This is a genomic window from Mycobacterium tuberculosis H37Rv (genome assembly GCF_000195955.2).
Classification (GTDB): Bacteria; Actinomycetota; Actinomycetes; order Mycobacteriales; family Mycobacteriaceae; genus Mycobacterium; species Mycobacterium tuberculosis.
This window is the reverse complement of the sequence record NC_000962.3, coordinates 1,701,246-1,717,632: the sequence shown is the minus strand read 5'-3', so window position 1 is coordinate 1,717,632 and position 16,387 is coordinate 1,701,246. Positions and strand designations below refer to the sequence as shown.

Here is a 16,387-nt window from a genome sequence, read left to right as displayed (position 1 = left end):
CAGGCTTGTACGGTTATCGGGTGGCAAGGCATGACGAGGCCAAAGCCGGGGGACTGTTCGACCGTATCGGCAACTTCGTGGTGCGATGGCCGCTGATCGTCATTGGGTGCTGGATCGCGGTGGCGGCCGCGCTGACGCTGTTGCTCCCAACGCTGCAGGCGCAAGCCGCAAAGCGCGAGCAAGCTCCCCTGCCGCCCGGGGCCCCATCGATGGTCCTGCAAAAGGAGATGAGCGCGGCTTTCCAGGAAAAAATTGAGACCTCCGCCCTCCTTTTGGTCCTCTTGACCAACGAGAACGGGCTGGGACCCGCCGACGAGGCCGTCTACCGAAAACTGATCGAAAACCTGCGGGCGGACACGCAGGACAAAATATCGGTTCAGGATTTTCTCGCCGTCCCCGAAATGAAGGAGCTGTTGGCCAGCAAGGACAACAAGGCTTGGAACCTGCCCATCACGTTCGCGGGCGATGCCGCGTCGCCTGAGACACAAGCGGCGTTCAAACGCGTCGCCGCGATCGTCAAGCAAACAGTCGCGGGAACCAGCCTGACCGTCCACCTCAGCGGTCCGATCGCCACGGTCGCCGACCTGACGGAGCTCGGCGAGAAAGATGTGCGGATCATCGAGATCGGCACCGCGGTCAGCGTGCTGATCATCCTGATCCTCGTCTATCGGAACCTGGTGACCATGCTGGTGCCGCTGGCCACCATCGGAGCGTCGGTGGTCACTGCGCAGGGCACGTTGTCCGGGCTCGCCGAGTTCGGCCTGGCCGTGAACATGCAGGCGATCGTCTTTATGAGCGCGGTCATGATCGGGGCGGGAACCGATTACGCCGTCTTTCTGATAAGTCGCTATCACGACTATGTGCGCCACGGCGAAAAATCGGACATGGCGGTCAAGAAGGCGTTGATGTCCATCGGCAAGGTGATCACCGCATCGGCGGCCACCGTCGCCGTCACATTTCTGGCGATGGTGTTCACCAAACTGGAAGTGTTTTCGGCGGTGGGCCCGGCAATTGCGGTTGCCATCACGGTGTCGCTGCTGGGTGCGGTCACCCTGCTGCCCGCCATCCTGACACTCACCGGACGGCGGGGCTGGATCAAGCCGCGACGCGACCTGACCAGTCGAATGTGGCGGCGTTCGGGTGTTCGCATCGTGCGTCGGTCCACCATCCACCTGGTCGGCAGTCTCATTGTGCTGGTCGCCCTGGCCGGCTGCACGCTGCTGATCCGATTCAACTACGACGATCTCAAGACGGTGCCGCAGCACGTCGAAAGCGTCAAAGGATACGAGGCGATGAACCGCCATTTCCCGATGAACGCGATGACTCCGATGGTGCTGTTCATCAAATCCCCCCGAGACCTGCGGACACCCGGCGCGCTTGCCGACATCGAGATGATGTCCCGCGAGATAGCAGAATTGCCCAACATCGTGATGGTGCGGGGCTTGACCCGACCGAACGGGGAACCTCTGAAGGAGACCAAGGTCTCGTTTCAGGCTGGTGAAGTGGGCGGCAAGCTCGACGAAGCGACCACCCTGCTCGAAGAGCACGGAGGCGAGCTGGACCAGCTGACCGGCGGTGCGCACCAGTTGGCCGACGCCCTCGCCCAAATACGCAACGAAATCAATGGGGCCGTGGCCAGCTCGAGCGGGATAGTCAACACCCTGCAGGCCATGATGGACCTGATGGGCGGCGACAAGACCATCCGACAACTGGAAAATGCGTCCCAATATGTCGGGCGCATGCGGGCTCTGGGGGACAATCTGAGCGGGACCGTCACCGATGCCGAACAAATCGCCACTTGGGCCAGCCCTATGGTCAACGCCCTCAACTCCAGCCCGGTGTGTAACAGCGATCCCGCCTGTCGGACGTCGCGCGCACAGTTGGCGGCGATTGTCCAGGCGCAGGACGACGGCCTGCTCAGGTCCATCAGAGCGCTAGCCGTCACCCTGCAACAGACGCAGGAATACCAGACACTCGCCCGGACGGTGAGCACACTGGACGGGCAACTGAAGCAAGTCGTCAGCACCCTCAAAGCGGTCGACGGCCTACCCACCAAATTGGCTCAAATGCAGCAAGGAGCCAACGCTCTCGCCGACGGCAGCGCAGCGCTGGCGGCAGGCGTGCAGGAATTGGTCGATCAGGTCAAAAAGATGGGCTCAGGGCTCAACGAGGCCGCCGACTTCCTGTTGGGGATCAAGCGGGATGCGGACAAGCCGTCAATGGCGGGCTTCAACATTCCACCGCAGATTTTTTCGAGGGACGAGTTCAAGAAGGGCGCCCAGATTTTCCTGTCGGCCGATGGTCATGCGGCGCGGTACTTCGTGCAGAGCGCGCTGAATCCGGCCACCACCGAGGCGATGGATCAGGTCAACGATATCCTCCGTGTTGCGGATTCCGCGCGACCGAATACCGAACTCGAGGATGCCACGATAGGTCTGGCGGGGGTTCCGACTGCGCTGCGGGATATCCGCGACTACTACAACAGCGATATGAAATTCATCGTCATTGCGACGATCGTTATCGTATTCTTGATTCTCGTCATTCTGCTGCGCGCACTTGTGGCTCCGATATATCTGATAGGCTCGGTGCTGATTTCTTACTTGTCGGCCCTAGGCATAGGAACTCTCGTTTTCCAATTGATACTGGGCCAGGAAATGCATTGGAGCCTGCCGGGACTGTCCTTCATATTATTGGTTGCCATCGGCGCTGACTACAACATGCTGCTCATTTCACGCATCCGCGACGAATCACCACACGGTATACGCATCGGCGTCATCCGAACCGTGGGCTCCACCGGTGGTGTTATCACCTCGGCGGGTCTCATCTTCGCCGCGTCGATGTTCGGTCTGGTGGGCGCGAGCATCAACACGATGGCTCAGGCCGGTTTCACCATCGGCATCGGGATCGTGCTGGACACCTTCCTGGTCCGCACGGTCACGGTGCCGGCCTTGACCACGATGATTGGCCGGGCAAACTGGTGGCCGTCCGAGCTGGGACGCGACCCATCCACGCCGCCGACCAAAGCCGATCGGTGGCTGCGGCGGGTGAAAGGCCACCGACGCAAGGCCCCGATCCCGGCGCCCAAGCCGCCCCACACCAAGGTCGTCCGCAACACCAACGGGCACGCAAGCAAGGCGGCAACCAAGTCGGTTCCCAACGGCAAGCCCGCTGACCTAGCCGAAGGCAACGGGGAGTACCTGATCGACCACCTGCGCAGACATTCGCTTCCGCTGTTCGGCTATGCCGCCATGCCGGCCTACGATGTCGTGGATGGCGTGTCGAAACCCAACGGCGACGGCGCCCACATCGGTAAAGAACCCGTCGACCATCTACTCGGCCACTCGCTGCCGCTGTTCGGTCTTGCCGGCCTACCGAGCTACGACCGTTGGGATGACACGTCTATCGGCGAACCCGCAGTCGGTCACGCGGGGTCAAAGCCCGACGCGAAGCTGAGCACCTGAGCCTCAGTGCGCACGGTTGGCGCTCAACTCAGTTTTCCCCTGTTGCCCCTCCAGGGGCTGGTGCTACTGGTGTGACGATCCCCATTGCGCCCCATTGCGGGAGCCTCGCCTGTGGGTGCTATGCGTCCAGGCGAGTGAACTCGTCCTGACGGTACAGCTCCACACACTGTGCTCGCCGGATCTTGCCGCTGGTGGTGATTGGGATTGAGCCCGGGGAGACGAGCACAAGATCCGCCACGCTCAACCCGTGCGACTTCGAGATTGCCGAGGTCACTTCGCGTTTCACGAAACCCAGTCGTTCCGCCGCCTCGTCGTCGGACTCGTCCTTCTTCTTGAGTTCAATAATGGCAACCAGCTTCTCAGCACCATGCTCGGAAACAGCGATCGCCGCACAGCGGCCCGGACTGATCGTCTGAATCGTCGCCTCGATATCGTCGGGAGAGTGGTTGCGCCCGTACACGATCAAGAGGTCCTTGATGCGCCCCATGATGAACAGCTCACCCTCGGAGAGGAAACCCGAATCTCCCGTCCGCAGCCATGGTCCTGCGGGTGTGCCTTCGGAGGGATTGACGATCGTTGCGCTAAAGGTGCGTTCGGTCGCCTCGGGTTTCTGCCAATAGCCGATGGCGACGTTGTCGCCGTGCACCCAAATCTCACCGATCGTTCCCGCGGGGCGCTCGATGCCGGTGTCCGGGTCGACGATGCGCACCAGCTGGGTGTCGACGATGCCGTAGCTGACCAGCGGTGTGCCGCCGTCGCTTTCGGTCCGCTCAGCTTGGCCGTCCGGCAGCTTCTGGGGATCGAATTGCACTATCTTTGGCGGTTGACCCGCCTTGCGGGTGGCCACATATACCGTGGCCTCTGCCATTCCGTACGACGGACGTATCGCCTTGGGGTCAAGATTGAACGGGGCGAACCGGTCGATGAAGCGCTTCAGCGTCACCGGCTGCACCCGTTCGCTGCCGTTGAGGATGCCGTGTACGCCACCGAGATCGAGGCCCTCCATGTCCTCGTCTTTGGTCTTACGAGACGCCAGATCGAATGCGAAGTTCGGCGCGGCGGTAAACGCAAGAGTGTTGCTTGCCAACATCTGTATCCAGCGAGCCGGGCGCTGCAGGAAACCGATCGGGCTGGTCAGCACGGCGGGGATGCCAGCCAGAATCGGCAATATCAGTCCCAAGACGAAACCCATGTCGTGATAGAACGGCAACCACGACACCACGGTGGAGCCTGGCGGGGCGACCTTGCCATAGACGCCGTAGTAACTGGTCATAATTTGTTCGAAATTGGCGAAAAGATTCTTATTCGAGACCATGACACCGGCCGGCGTGCGCGTGGAACCCGAGGTGTACTGCAAGTACAAGATATCCGGATGGCCGTGAGCGGCAGAACGAGAACCGGAGCTCGGCCGAGCATCAAGATCCAGCCGATCGACTTCGATCACCGCCGGTGCGTTTTGGCCGGGCTGCGGCTGGACGTATTCGACGACATTGTCGACGACCGAGGACGCCGTGAGAACGATCGCCGGTGCGGTATCGGCGAACACGGAAACGGTGCGCTCGTCGTGGGCACCACCCTGGGGAATCGAAAGCGGAACCGCGACAATTCCGGCCTGCAGCGAGGCAATAAAGCTAACGACATAGTCGAGGCTTTGTGGCGCCAGAATTAATGCCCGATCGCCGGTCGACCCATGTTCTCTTAGCTGTGCGGCGAGGTTAAGCGTTCGCCGATATAACTGCGACCACGTCAGAGTTTCTTCAACACCATCCCAGGACCGCTCGTAATCGATAAAGGTGAGCGCTTTGTCGTTGGGCTGAAAACTGGCGCGTTCACGCAGCACACCAGGAAGAGAGGATTCGACCACGGACATCACACTACCTTCGCTGGTGTTGTTTCTCTCCAGGACTGACGAAGATGCCGAGTTCGGGAACCGCACTAGCTCATCCCGACCAGAGCCTGGAGGACATCAGGACCGGCGGGTTGACAGATCTCAAAGATGGGCCGCAAGGCTATTTGATGGCTCTTTCGGTCGTCGAGTCGGCGGCAACCGGTCCGATCCCGCATGCTCCATCCATAGAGGCCAGACGGGCGATCTATCAAGATCTAGGCATGTGATCCGCGGACGTTACGTCCCCTACCGGTCGGCGGAGAAGTGGTTTCGCGATAACCGCCGTCCCGACCTTCGAGTGCGCGCCGTCGGGTGGCGTACGCAAGCGCCGCCAAGCTCGATAACTCGGTGGACAGCCGGCGCTTGAACCGCCGCCAGGGCGTTTGCGCCCACCGGTGTTGTAGCGACAGCATCGTCATCCGCGGATGGTCCGCGATGGACTTCAGAAGCAGGGCGCGACCCTGTCGGCCGGGTGTCTTTCCGATCTCGCGAAGCACCCAGGCGGACACCTCACCGACGATCGCCTCGCGCTCGCGGTGGCCGTGAACTAGGTCGAGCATCGCCTCGAGCGTCGCGGCCATCCCATGGCCTCGTGTCTCCCAAAACTTTCGGCGGTCAGTGTACGCGGAATGCCAAATACCGTGAGCGTGGCGACGGTAGACCGCCATCGTCTCGGGCAACATGGCGATCTCGCCGCCCACCGCATGCCGCACATGCAAGTACCAATCTATCGGCATGACGTTGGCCGGGATGTCGTCGTAGCTCGGCTGACGGCGGTACACGACCGAGTTGGTTTGGATGAAGTTCCGCGCGAGCAGGGCATCGACGCTCAGGTCGCGGCGCCAGCTGAGCGGCGGGAACTCGGAGTCTTTTGCGCCATCCTCATAGATCACTCGCACAGGATGAAAACACACCGTCGTCTCCGGATGCCGGTCCAGGTACTTTACCTGCTTGGACAGCTTCAGCGGATCGGTCCAGTAATCGTCGCCTTCGCACAGTGCGAGGTACTCGCCACGAGCGGCGGACAGCACATCCTTGAAATTGGCGTGGACACCGATGTTGGTCTGCCGCAGGATCGGCCGAAACAGCTGCGGATAGCGGGCGGCGTACTCTCCTATGATCCTCGGGGTGGCGTCCGTGGAGGCATCGTCAGCGATGATCACCTCGACGGGGAACTCGGTCCTCTGGGCGGCGAAGCCGTCCAGGGCCTCGCGAATGTACTCCTCTTGGTTGTAGGAGATCGAGACGATACTCACCTTGGGCGAATCCGTCGCTGTCGGGTCAACCACCGCGCGCTAACCCTTCCCCGAACGGCGCAACGACCCGCGCAACGTCGGCAATGGCCATGTGGTCGTGAACTGGCAGCGACACGATTCGCGAGCAAATATCCTCGGTGACGGTCAGATCGGCCGACTCGACCAACTCGGCATTCGTCGCCAAGCTGTGCAACGTTCGGGTCGCCACAGCTGTACAGGTCAAGGCTGGCCTTCTCGGACGACCTGGGCCGTTGGCGCAGAGCACTCCGTCGCATGCGAGGCAACCACAACGCAACAGACCCGAGGTCCTGGATACGCGGACGCTTAAGGCTAGCCTTACCTTGTAAAAATGTCATCTTGGCCGCCAGGCCAAATGGGTTGGAATTGTCTGTGGCTCCGACGACGGCCAGGCAGAGTGCGACTGCTAGTCAGCCATCGGCAGTTGACGCCGGGCGTGGGCGAACTCGCGGAATGGGGCCGGCGCCAAAGCCTTCAAGTGCGTCCGCCGCTGCGGTCCGAGCACGGCCACCTCCACGATCATGGCCAGCCATGCGGGTATCCACCACAGCGCCGCGGCGCTGCGAACGCTGTTGGGCGACAACGGGTCCACGATCAACCAGGTGAGAATGCGCTGTCGGTCCAGCACGTTGCGCCGAGTCGCCATCACCCGTGTGGTCTCCGTCGCCGCCGTGTGACGGCGCACCGAGAGCTCGTGCGGAACGAAGCAGACCGCCGACCTCAGCATCAACCGAAGCCAGAAGTCCACATCGACGAGCTGGTAGATATCGGTGCGAAAACCACCGGCGTCCAGCGCCAATTGCCGCCGAAACATCACGGCGGTCGGTTCGCCGATCCAATTTTCCTTCGCGCCGTGCAATACCATCTGCAAGACCAGCGACGGCCCGTGGTTGCGGTCGCGCAGCTTGCGGAAACGGGTATGGACCCTGCCGTACCGTTGTTGCCACTTGATGTCGTCGCTCTCCACCCGTCGGGGGGCGAAAGCCATTCCGACACTGGGATCCTCAAAACGTCGGCTGAGTGTCTGCAGGGCTCCGGGGAGCAGCCGATCATCACCATGTACGAACTGAATAAGTCCGCCGCGCGCGACTTCCAGACATTTGTTGTGGTTTCGGTTGAGGCCGAGGCGAGGCTCATTTCGCAGCAAGCGGTCTCCGGGTCGCAGCATCGTTGCGGCGATCGCGGCGCAGTCGTCGGACGAGTCGTCGTCAACGACCACGATCTCGAACTCGACGCCCTCCTGTTCGAGGATGCTACGCAGACAGCGCTCGATGGTGGCGCCGTTGTTGTACATCGGGATGCACACCGAGATAAGCGGTTTCGCCGGGTTCACCGATACCACGCTTGATGCATCACCAGGCACCACATGGCGACTCAGAGACTAGTCACGCCCTGGTACAAAAAGAGGAACCCGACCCCTATCAGGATGGTGAGGGAGATCTGCCGACGATTGGACCGTACCCAATCCTGAAACCGCAGCATAACCTGCTGGGTTTGCTGCGGTATCGCCAGGTAGGCGACCAACGGAATCTCGATGACCGCAAGCACCAGGAGGGTGAACACGACAAATGCGCCGAGCTGAGTGCCGATCTCGGCTCCCGATGCCATGATGACCGTCAACGCCACCACACTCTCGAAGGGCGGTGCGGACGAGGCGACGCCCACCACGAACGCCGGCCACACAACGTCGCCCTGCAGCATCTGTTGAGTACGCACTTCCAGCCGCGCAACAAGACCCGGGGGGCGCTGCGCTAGCGCCAGGGCCGACATTCCACCGTCGGCTACCCCCACTGGCCCTACCGGTACCCCTACCTGCGCCCGCGCGCGAGCCACCATGCGCGCGGCCAACAGCAGCATGATGACACCGATGACGATGTGCAGACGCCCACCCGCCAGGATCCCGACCGCTTCCCTGAACTCGTTGGCCGCGGACACCACGCCTTGTATGGCCGCCAAGGCGACATCGCGCATGAACACCAGCACGGCTAGCGCGATGCCGACACCCGCCACCATGCCGCCCACCCAGAAGGCGAACAGATTCAGCATGGGCCGACGCCGCGACAGCATGACGACCGCGAGTCCCAGACGCGCCGGGTCAATCGCCATCCCCAACCCCAAAAGGAGCACCATCGTCCACATCAGTGGGGACGCTACTACGGCACGGCGCGCCCCGTAGCGTTACTGAGAAATTGCTGAAAAATGGCTATTGACCAGCTAAGATATCCGGTACGCCCGCGCCGCGGAGAGCGCCGTTGTAGGCCGCGAGCCAACCAGCACCGACTCGAGACGGTGCGCCCACACCGCGCGCCACGCGGTTCGAGCCCAACGTCAGTGCACCCTCGCTATACTTCGCCAGCGTGTGCCGTACGTCCGCCGACCACCAGGCCACGACGGCCGACGGCCGGCGGGCACAGGCGATTCACGTTCGCCATCGCAATACCCTTGCGGCCGCGCAGGAAAAGGGCCGACGGTGAGTCCCCAGCTTTGCCCCAAGGTGAGCATCGTCTCGACCACTCACAACCAGGCGGGCTACGCCCGTCAGGCCTTCGACAGCTTTCTCGACCAGCAAACCGACTTCCCGGTGGAGATCATCGTCGCCGACGACGCGTCGACCGATGCCACCCCGGCGATCATCCGTGAGTACGCCGAGCGGTACCCGCACGTGTTCCGGCCGATCTTCAGGACCGAAAACCTCGGCCTCAATGGGAACCTGACCGGCGCCCTGTCGGCCGCTCGCGGCGAGTACGTCGCGTTGTGCGAGGCGGACGACTACTGGATCGATCCGCTGAAGCTAAGCAAACAGGTCGCATTCCTCGACCGGCACCCCAAGACGACGGTGTGCTTCCATCCCGTCCGAGTGATATGGGAGGACGGCCATGCCAAGGACTCGAAGTTCCCCCCGGTTCGGGTGCGGGGCAACTTGAGCCTGGATGCGTTGATCTTGATGAACTTCATCCAGACCAACTCGGCCGTGTACCGTCGCCTCGAGCGCTACGACGACATTCCTGCCGACGTCATGCCCCTGGACTGGTATCTGCACGTCCGGCACGCGGTGCATGGCGACATCGCCATGTTGCCCGACACCATGGCCGTGTATCGCCGCCACGCCCAAGGCATGTGGCACAACCAGGTGGTGGACCCGCCAAAGTTCTGGTTGACGCAGGGTCCGGGGCATGCGGCGACGTTTGACGCGATGCTCGACCTGTTCCCGGGAGACCCCGCGCGCGAGGAGCTCATCGCCGTCATGGCCGACTGGATCCTTCGCCAGATCGCCAACGTTCCAGGCCCGGAGGGGCGCGCCGCGCTGCAGGAAACCATCGCGCGCCATCCCCGGATCGCCATGCTGGCGCTGCAGCACCGCGGGGCGACACCCGCGCGGCGGCTCAAGACCCAGTGGCGCAAGCTCGCCGCCGCGACGCCGAGCCGCAGGGGGCTCGTGGATGTGTGGCCCTCCCGGCTCCGACGCGGCTGTCGAGCCTGACCATGTCGACAAACCCAGGACCAGCCGAAGGGGCTAACCAAGTGATGGCACAGGAACATTCGGCCGGCGCGGTACAATTCACCGCCCACAACGTTCGCCTCGACGACGGAACCTTGACGATACCGGAGTCCTCGCGCACGTTAGACGAATCGTCCTGGTTCATCTCGGCGCGCGGGATTCTGGAAACCGTCTTTCCCGGGGACAAGAGCCACCTACGCCTGGCCGATGTCGGCTGCTTGGAAGGCGGGTACGCGGTCGGGTTCGCGCGCATGGGATTTCAGGTCCTCGGGATCGAGGTTCGCGAGCTGAACATGGCGGCCTGCAACTACATCAAATCGAAGACCAACCTGCCGAATCTCCGGTTCGTCCACGACAACGCCCTCAACATCGCCAACCACGGGCTCTTCGATACCGTCTTCTGCTGCGGCCTCTTCTACCACCTGGAGAATCCGAAGCAATACCTGGAAACCCTCTCGTCGGTAACGAACAAGCTGCTGATTCTCCAGACGCACTTCTCGATCATCAACCGGAGCGATAAATGGCTCCGGTTGCCCACGACGGCACGACAATTGACCGATCGGTTGCTGCGGCGGCCGGCGCCGGTGAAGTTCATGCTCTCGGCGCCCACCGAACATGAGGGACTTCCCGGTAGGTGGTTTACCGAGTTTTCCGACGACCGCTCGTTTGGCCAGCGCGACACCGCAAAATGGGCGTCCTGGGACAATCGCCGGTCATTCTGGATTCAACGCGAGCACCTACTTCAGGCCATCAAAGACGTCGGCGTCGACCTGGTGATGGAGGAGTACGACAACTTGGAACCAAGCATCGCCGAGTCGTTGCTCGGAGGTTCCTATGCGGCGAATCTTCGAGGCACCTTCATCGGTATCAAGACCCGGTGATCCACAATCGCCGCCAGCAACCTAGGGGAACTCGGTGACGTCTGCTCCGACCGTCTCGGTGATAACGATCTCGTTCAACGACCTCGACGGGTTGCAGCGCACGGTGAAAAGTGTGCGGGCGCAACGCTACCGGGGACGCATCGAGCACATCGTAATCGACGGTGGCAGCGGCGACGACGTGGTGGCATACCTGTCCGGGTGTGAACCAGGCTTCGCGTATTGGCAGTCCGAGCCCGACGGCGGGCGGTACGACGCGATGAACCAGGGCATCGCGCACGCATCGGGTGATCTGTTGTGGTTCTTGCACTCCGCCGATCGTTTTTCCGGGCCCGACGTGGTAGCCCAGGCCGTGGAGGCGCTATCCGGCAAGGGACCGGTGTCCGAATTGTGGGGCTTCGGGATGGATCGTCTCGTCGGGCTCGATCGGGTGCGCGGCCCGATACCTTTCAGCCTGCGCAAATTCCTGGCCGGCAAGCAGGTTGTTCCGCATCAAGCATCGTTCTTCGGATCATCGCTGGTGGCCAAGATCGGTGGCTACGACCTTGATTTCGGGATCGCCGCCGACCAGGAATTCATATTGCGGGCCGCGCTGGTATGCGAGCCGGTCACGATTCGGTGTGTGCTGTGCGAGTTCGACACCACGGGCGTCGGCTCGCACCGGGAACCAAGCGCGGTCTTCGGTGATCTGCGCCGCATGGGCGACCTTCATCGCCGCTACCCGTTCGGGGGAAGGCGAATATCACATGCCTACCTACGCGGCCGGGAGTTCTACGCCTACAACAGTCGATTCTGGGAAAACGTCTTCACGCGAATGTCGAAATAGATTGACGCGCCGGCGCGTCAATCGCTGCCCCGGAAGAAGATGCCATCGGCCTGCAGCATTCGACCGTTGCGGGGGTCGGTGAAACCGGGTTGCAATCCCGAGAGCGTAAAGCCCAACGAATCCACGAGATCGAGCGCCTCGCGGATGAGCATGCCACCCTCGTACAACGGCTGGAAAGACAGCTCGAGCTGCATGCCGACGCATCGGTCGTGCACCGTTGAATCGCCACCCGCGATCACCTGCTTCTCGAATCCTTGAACGTCGATCTTCAAGAACGCAATATCGTTGGGCCGCAGAACGTCTGCAGCCACGGAATCGAGTCGATGTATCGGCACCCGTTGGGCGCCCACGTAGTTGGCTGGTGGAAAGGCGTCCTGATGTCGTTTCAACATCGGCAAGACGGAACTGCTGGCGCCCTCGTTGCCGGCGACGTTGATCGAGATGGTTCCATCGACATCGCCCAGCGCACAGCGCCGGCATTCCCACAACGGGTCCGTGGAGGCGCTGCGCTGCAAGACGGCAAAGGGCCCGGGCAGCGGCTCGAACGAGACGATGCGGCCCGCGAAGCCCGCGCCGCGCAGACCCCTGGCGTACTGCCCCGAATTGGCCCCGACATCGAGCACGGCACTGACCCGATGCGATTGCAGTTGGCGCAAGAAATTGCGTTCCCAGTCCAGTTCGGCAAAGTAGCGCGACACCTCGATGCCGTTGCGACGCAAGATGTTCCGAGCGCGACGGGCCAGCCTCATTGCCGAACCGTTCCCGCGTGCTCGCGATACCACGCCACCGTCGCCTCGATGCCGTCGCGCAGCGCGATCGAAGGCCGCCATCCCGCCTCCCGTAGCACCGAAACATCCAGCAGTTTGCGTGGTGTTCCGTCCGGTTTGCTTGGATCCCAGCGGGTTTCGCCGCTATAGCCTACCGCCGAGGCGACCATCTCGGCGATCTCGCCGATGGTGTGGTCGATGCCGGTTCCCACGTTGACATGGGTCGGCCCGTCGAAATGTTCCAGCAGATACAGGCATGCGCTCGCCAGGTCGTCGACGTGCAGCAACTCCCGTCGGGGCGTGCCGGTGCCCCAGTTGGTCACGTTGGGCGCGCCACTGGCTTTGGCCTCGTCATAGCGGCGGATGAGTGCCGGCAGCAGATGCGAGCCGGACGGCGAAAAGTTGTCGCCTGGCCCGTACAGGTTGGTGGGCATCGCCGAGATCCACGGCAGGCCATGTTGGCGGCGCACCGCCTGGACCGCAAGGATGCCGGCGATTTTGGCGATCGCGTACGCGTCGTTGGTCGGCTCCAACGGACCGGTGAGCAGCGCGCTCTCCGGGATCGGCTGCGGGGCGAGTTTCGGGTAGATGCACGACGAGCCCAGGAACAGCAGCCGCGGCACCCGCGCCGCCACGGCGGCATCCAGCAGGTTGACCTGGATCTGGAGGTTTTCCGACAGGAAATCGGCCGGGTAGGTGTCGTTGGCCAGGATGCCGCCGACCCGGGCCGCCGCGTCGATGACGACCTGCGGCCTCGACTCGAGAACGAAGTCGAACGTCGCGGCCCGATCCGTCAGATCAAGCTCGGCGCGTGACCGCACCAGCAGGTTGGTGAACCCCGCGCCCGCAAACGTGCGTAGCAGCGCGGACCCGACCAGGCCGCGATGCCCGGCGATGTAGACCCGGGCCGCGCGGTCAAGCGGGCCGACCGAGGTGTGCGCGTTCATGTCCGGCCGGCGATCATCGGCTTGTCGATCCACGGCTTGCCTTCGCACTCCAGCGCCGCCATGTCCGCGTCGACCATGATCCGAGCCAACTCGTCAGTGTGCACCGAAGCCCTCCAGCCCAGCAATTCGGCAGCCTTGGTCGCGTCGCCGATCAGCGAATCCACCTCGGTGGGCCGCAGATAGCGTTGGTCGAATTTCACGTACTGCTGCCAGTCCAAACCGGCATGCTCGAACGCGGCCCGCGCGAACTCACGCACGGTGAAACCGCGCCCGGTCGCCAAAACGAAGTCGTCGGGCTCGTCGGTCTGCAGCATCCGCCACATGCCTTCGACGTATTCGGGCGCGTACCCCCAGTCGCGGACCGCATCCAGATTGCCCATATAGACCTCGGACTGGATACCGGCCTTGATGCGTGCCACGGCCCTGGTGATCTTTCGGGTCACGAACGTCTCACCGCGCCGCGGTGATTCGTGATTGAACAAGATGCCGTTAACGGCGAACAATCCGTACGCTTCGCGATAATTGCGGGTCGCCCAGTACGAATAGACCTTGGCGGCGCCATACGGTGACCGCGGGTAGAACGGCGTCAGCTCGTTCTGCGGTGGCGGCGAGGCGCCGAACATCTCCGACGAGGACGCCTGATAGAAGCGGCAGTGCACCCGAGAGAGCCGAACGGCTTCCAGCAGTCGCATGGATCCCATGCCGGTGGTGTCACCGGTGTGCACGGGTTCGTCGAAGCTCACCCGCACGTGTGACTGCGCCGCCAGGTTGTACACCTCGTCGGGTTCGATGGTGCTCAGCAGGGTCACCAACCGGGTTCCGTCGATCAGGTCACCATAGTGCAGAAACAGCCGCGCGCCCGGTTGGTGCGGGTCGACGTAGAGGTGATCGATCCGCGAGGTGTTGAACGTCGAAGCGCGCCGGATGAGCCCGTGAACCTCATACCCCTTGGCCAGCAGCAGTTCGGCGAGATACGAGCCGTCCTGGCCGGTGATTCCGGTGATGAGCGCTCGCTTCACTGTCTTCCCGCCTCTGTCGGTCATGCTCAGCCATCACAGCGGGGCGCCGCTGTCGCTTCATAGTAGATGTGGGTAGGGAACGCCCGTTCTGCAGCGACCTCCTGGTTGTCGGGGGCGACCAGGAAAATGTGAGGCTAGACTCCACCGCGGCCAAGTTGGTGACCATTGCGCCTGCGGCCGTTTCGCGCGGAACCGAGGAGGAGAATCCATACGACGCGACCCCCACGCCACCTCCAATCCCGCACAGCCACGACCAACTTGGGAACAAAACCACAGGTCAGACAGCTGTCGCTGAGAGCCGGGACATCGGGTGTCGCCCGGTGCAGTGACACATGTGACTGTTGCGACCCTACGATGTGCCCGACCCTCGGTGCGCACCAATTTGAGCCAAATCAGGTTGCAACGTCTCCTGGAAGGATCGGACCCGAGGACGGAGTGCTCACTGACGAGACGGCGTGATTTGTCGACCTGGGGCACAAATCAGTCGGGTCGCCGCGCCAACGCGGCCACATGGATGGCGATTCCCACCGTTGGACCGAACAACAGCGCGATCACGGTGCGCGTCTCCAGCGGCATCGGCAGCAGCAGCAACAGCGTCGACGCCACCGTCGCGCTGACCCAGCCCAGCAAATACGCCCGGTGCAGTGCGGCCGCGACCGCGGCGGCGCCGGTCAGCGTCAGCATGGCGATAGCTACCGCCGCTGCCGTCAACCAGGCCAGCAACGCCCCGCCAGTTTGGTAGTCGGGGCCGAATCCAACACGCAGCAACCAGGGACCGGTAAGCCCTGCGGCCAACATCCCGACCGCACCGATGCCGCCGACGACCAGCGCCGGTGCGATCAGCGCCCGAAGCCGTTGGGTGCGCCGGTCGACGAAATGCGCGATCAGGTTGCCTTGCATCGCGCTCAGTGGGACCAGAAGCGGCGCACGCGTCAAGGTCACAGCCAGGATGACCGCTCCGCCCTTTGCCCCTAACTGGTCGGAGGTCACTTTGAGCAACACTGGGAAACCCATTACCAGAATCGCGCTGGCACCCGCGGCGGTTATCGAATGAGCGGCACCGCGCACGAACGTGGCGATTCCCCCGGGCGTCAGCAGGCTGGCCGCGCTGCGCGCGGTGGGCGAGGCCATCAGCATGAGCAGCCACGCCACCGCTCCCGCGGTGGCGGCCCACAAGTACCCGGCCAGACCCCATCCGATCACAACCGCTGCCGCGGCGACCGCCAACCGGATGACCGCGTCGGTCACCATCAGTGACCCGTACTGTGTCCACCGGTCGACGCCGGCCAGCGCGCCCAGCAGGGTCGCCTGCGCGCAGAACCCGGCCACCCCAACGCTGAGTAGCCCCACGGACAGCCAGCGCCCCTCGACGAATAGCTGTCGGCTCCACAGCGGTGAGCTACCCGCAATTACGACGGCCGCGACGGTGCCAATCATCCCGGCCACCCGCAGCGGATGGGTACGATGGCCCGCAACTATTTGGGTGGAGCGCACCCAGCGGACCTCGCGGGTCGTTTCTTGCAGGAGGCCGTGGGTGGCGCCGGTGGCAATGCCGAGCGCCCCCCAAAACACCGCGAATATCGAAAAACAAGCCGGGGGTAGGTCGCGGGCCGCCAGATAGATGACCGTGTAGACGCAGGCAACGGCCAACGCGGTCGCCGCGCCGACCCGAGCGACGCTGCCCCGCGCGATAGGTCCGGTGGGGGCTGCCGTAGCGCCGACGTCGGTCATCTCGACGGCACGGTCGCACATTCCGCGCTCATGCCGTCTCTCGTACATGTCACGTCCACTGGCGGGGAGCTGTGTATCACCGCTGGCCAGCAACCGA

13 protein-coding genes are annotated in these 16,387 nt (G+C 63.1%); 4 read left to right on the top strand and 9 right to left on the bottom strand.

The window, feature by feature from the left end; all coding sequences use genetic code 11:
• The first annotated feature begins 20 nt into the window (after window positions 1–20).
• Window positions 21–3,461, top strand: a complete 3,441-nt coding sequence (mmpL12, locus tag Rv1522c; RefSeq protein ID NP_216038.1) for a transmembrane transport protein MmpL12 — start codon at window positions 21–23, stop codon at window positions 3,459–3,461.
• Window positions 3,462–3,579: 118 nt separating this feature from the next.
• Here mmpL12 and fadD25 read toward each other — a convergent pair whose 3' ends face one another.
• The 5 genes from fadD25 to Rv1517 form a co-directional block, all read right to left on the bottom strand.
• Entirely contained in the window at window positions 3,580–5,331 is a 1,752-nt protein-coding gene (gene fadD25, locus Rv1521) for a fatty-acid--CoA ligase FadD25 (RefSeq protein ID NP_216037.1), read from the bottom strand.
• Window positions 5,332–5,564: 233 nt separating this feature from the next.
• Window positions 5,565–6,605, bottom strand: coding sequence for a sugar transferase (locus tag Rv1520; protein NP_216036.3), 1,041 nt, complete (start codon window positions 6,603–6,605; stop codon window positions 5,565–5,567).
• Window positions 6,606–6,630: 25 nt separating this feature from the next.
• Window positions 6,631–6,900 (bottom strand): hypothetical protein, encoded by a 270-nt coding sequence (locus tag Rv1519; RefSeq protein ID NP_216035.1) that lies wholly within the window; start codon window positions 6,898–6,900, stop codon window positions 6,631–6,633.
• A 129-nt stretch (window positions 6,901–7,029) separates the two neighbouring features.
• Window positions 7,030–7,989, bottom strand: a complete 960-nt coding sequence (locus Rv1518; RefSeq protein NP_216034.1) for a hypothetical protein — start codon at window positions 7,987–7,989, stop codon at window positions 7,030–7,032.
• Between the two features lie 8 nt (window positions 7,990–7,997).
• On the bottom strand, window positions 7,998–8,762 hold the full coding sequence (locus Rv1517; RefSeq protein ID NP_216033.1) for a hypothetical protein: 765 nt from the start codon (window positions 8,760–8,762) through the stop codon (window positions 7,998–8,000).
• Window positions 8,763–9,093: 331 nt separating this feature from the next.
• On the opposite strand from Rv1517, the gene Rv1516c reads away from it, so the two are divergent.
• Genes Rv1516c through Rv1514c form a run of 3 tightly spaced genes read left to right on the top strand, consistent with a single transcriptional unit; the run spans window position 9,094 to window position 11,826 of the window.
• The gene (locus Rv1516c; RefSeq protein NP_216032.2) at window positions 9,094–10,104 is read left to right on the top strand and encodes a sugar transferase; all 1,011 of its coding nucleotides are present in this window, start codon (window positions 9,094–9,096) and stop codon (window positions 10,102–10,104) included.
• Between the two features lie 2 nt (window positions 10,105–10,106).
• Window positions 10,107–11,003 carry a hypothetical protein gene (locus Rv1515c; RefSeq protein ID NP_216031.1) on the top strand — a complete coding sequence of 299 codons (897 nt, stop codon included), beginning with the start codon at window positions 10,107–10,109 and terminating at the stop codon, window positions 11,001–11,003.
• Between the two features lie 34 nt (window positions 11,004–11,037).
• Window positions 11,038–11,826 (top strand): glycosyltransferase, encoded by a 789-nt coding sequence (locus Rv1514c; RefSeq protein NP_216030.1) that lies wholly within the window; start codon window positions 11,038–11,040, stop codon window positions 11,824–11,826.
• Window positions 11,827–11,843: 17 nt separating this feature from the next.
• On the opposite strand, the gene Rv1513 is transcribed toward Rv1514c, so the two are convergent.
• From Rv1513 to Rv1510, 4 genes are all read right to left on the bottom strand, one after another.
• The gene (locus Rv1513) at window positions 11,844–12,575 is read right to left on the bottom strand and encodes a hypothetical protein (protein ID NP_216029.1); all 732 of its coding nucleotides are present in this window, start codon (window positions 12,573–12,575) and stop codon (window positions 11,844–11,846) included.
• Window positions 12,572–13,540, bottom strand: a complete 969-nt coding sequence (epiA, locus tag Rv1512; RefSeq protein ID NP_216028.1) for a nucleotide-sugar epimerase EpiA — start codon at window positions 13,538–13,540, stop codon at window positions 12,572–12,574. Before epiA ends, Rv1513 begins: the two co-directional genes overlap by 4 nt.
• A complete protein-coding gene (gene gmdA / locus Rv1511) occupies window positions 13,537–14,559 on the bottom strand; it encodes a GDP-D-mannose dehydratase GmdA (protein NP_216027.1) in 1,023 nt (340 codons plus the stop codon). Before gmdA ends, epiA begins: the two co-directional genes overlap by 4 nt.
• A gap of 480 nt (window positions 14,560–15,039) precedes the next feature.
• Entirely contained in the window at window positions 15,040–16,338 is a 1,299-nt protein-coding gene (locus tag Rv1510) for a hypothetical protein (protein ID NP_216026.1), read from the bottom strand.
• Window positions 16,339–16,387 lie beyond the last annotated feature (49 nt).

Excerpts from the sequence above, each read along its gene's own strand:
- epiA (NP_216028.1), bottom strand. The coding sequence starts at position 13,540 with ATGAACGCGCACACCTCGGTCGGCCCGCTTGACCGCGCGGCCCGGGTC.
- Rv1513 (NP_216029.1), bottom strand. The coding sequence starts at position 12,575 with ATGAGGCTGGCCCGTCGCGCTCGGAACATCTTGCGTCGCAACGGCATC.
- Rv1517 (NP_216033.1), bottom strand. The coding sequence starts at position 8,762 with ATGTGGACGATGGTGCTCCTTTTGGGGTTGGGGATGGCGATTGACCCG.
- Rv1510 (NP_216026.1), bottom strand. The coding sequence starts at position 16,338 with ATGTACGAGAGACGGCATGAGCGCGGAATGTGCGACCGTGCCGTCGAG.
- Rv1515c (NP_216031.1), top strand. The coding sequence starts at position 10,107 with ATGTCGACAAACCCAGGACCAGCCGAAGGGGCTAACCAAGTGATGGCA.
- fadD25 (NP_216037.1), bottom strand. The coding sequence starts at position 5,331 with ATGTCCGTGGTCGAATCCTCTCTTCCTGGTGTGCTGCGTGAACGCGCC.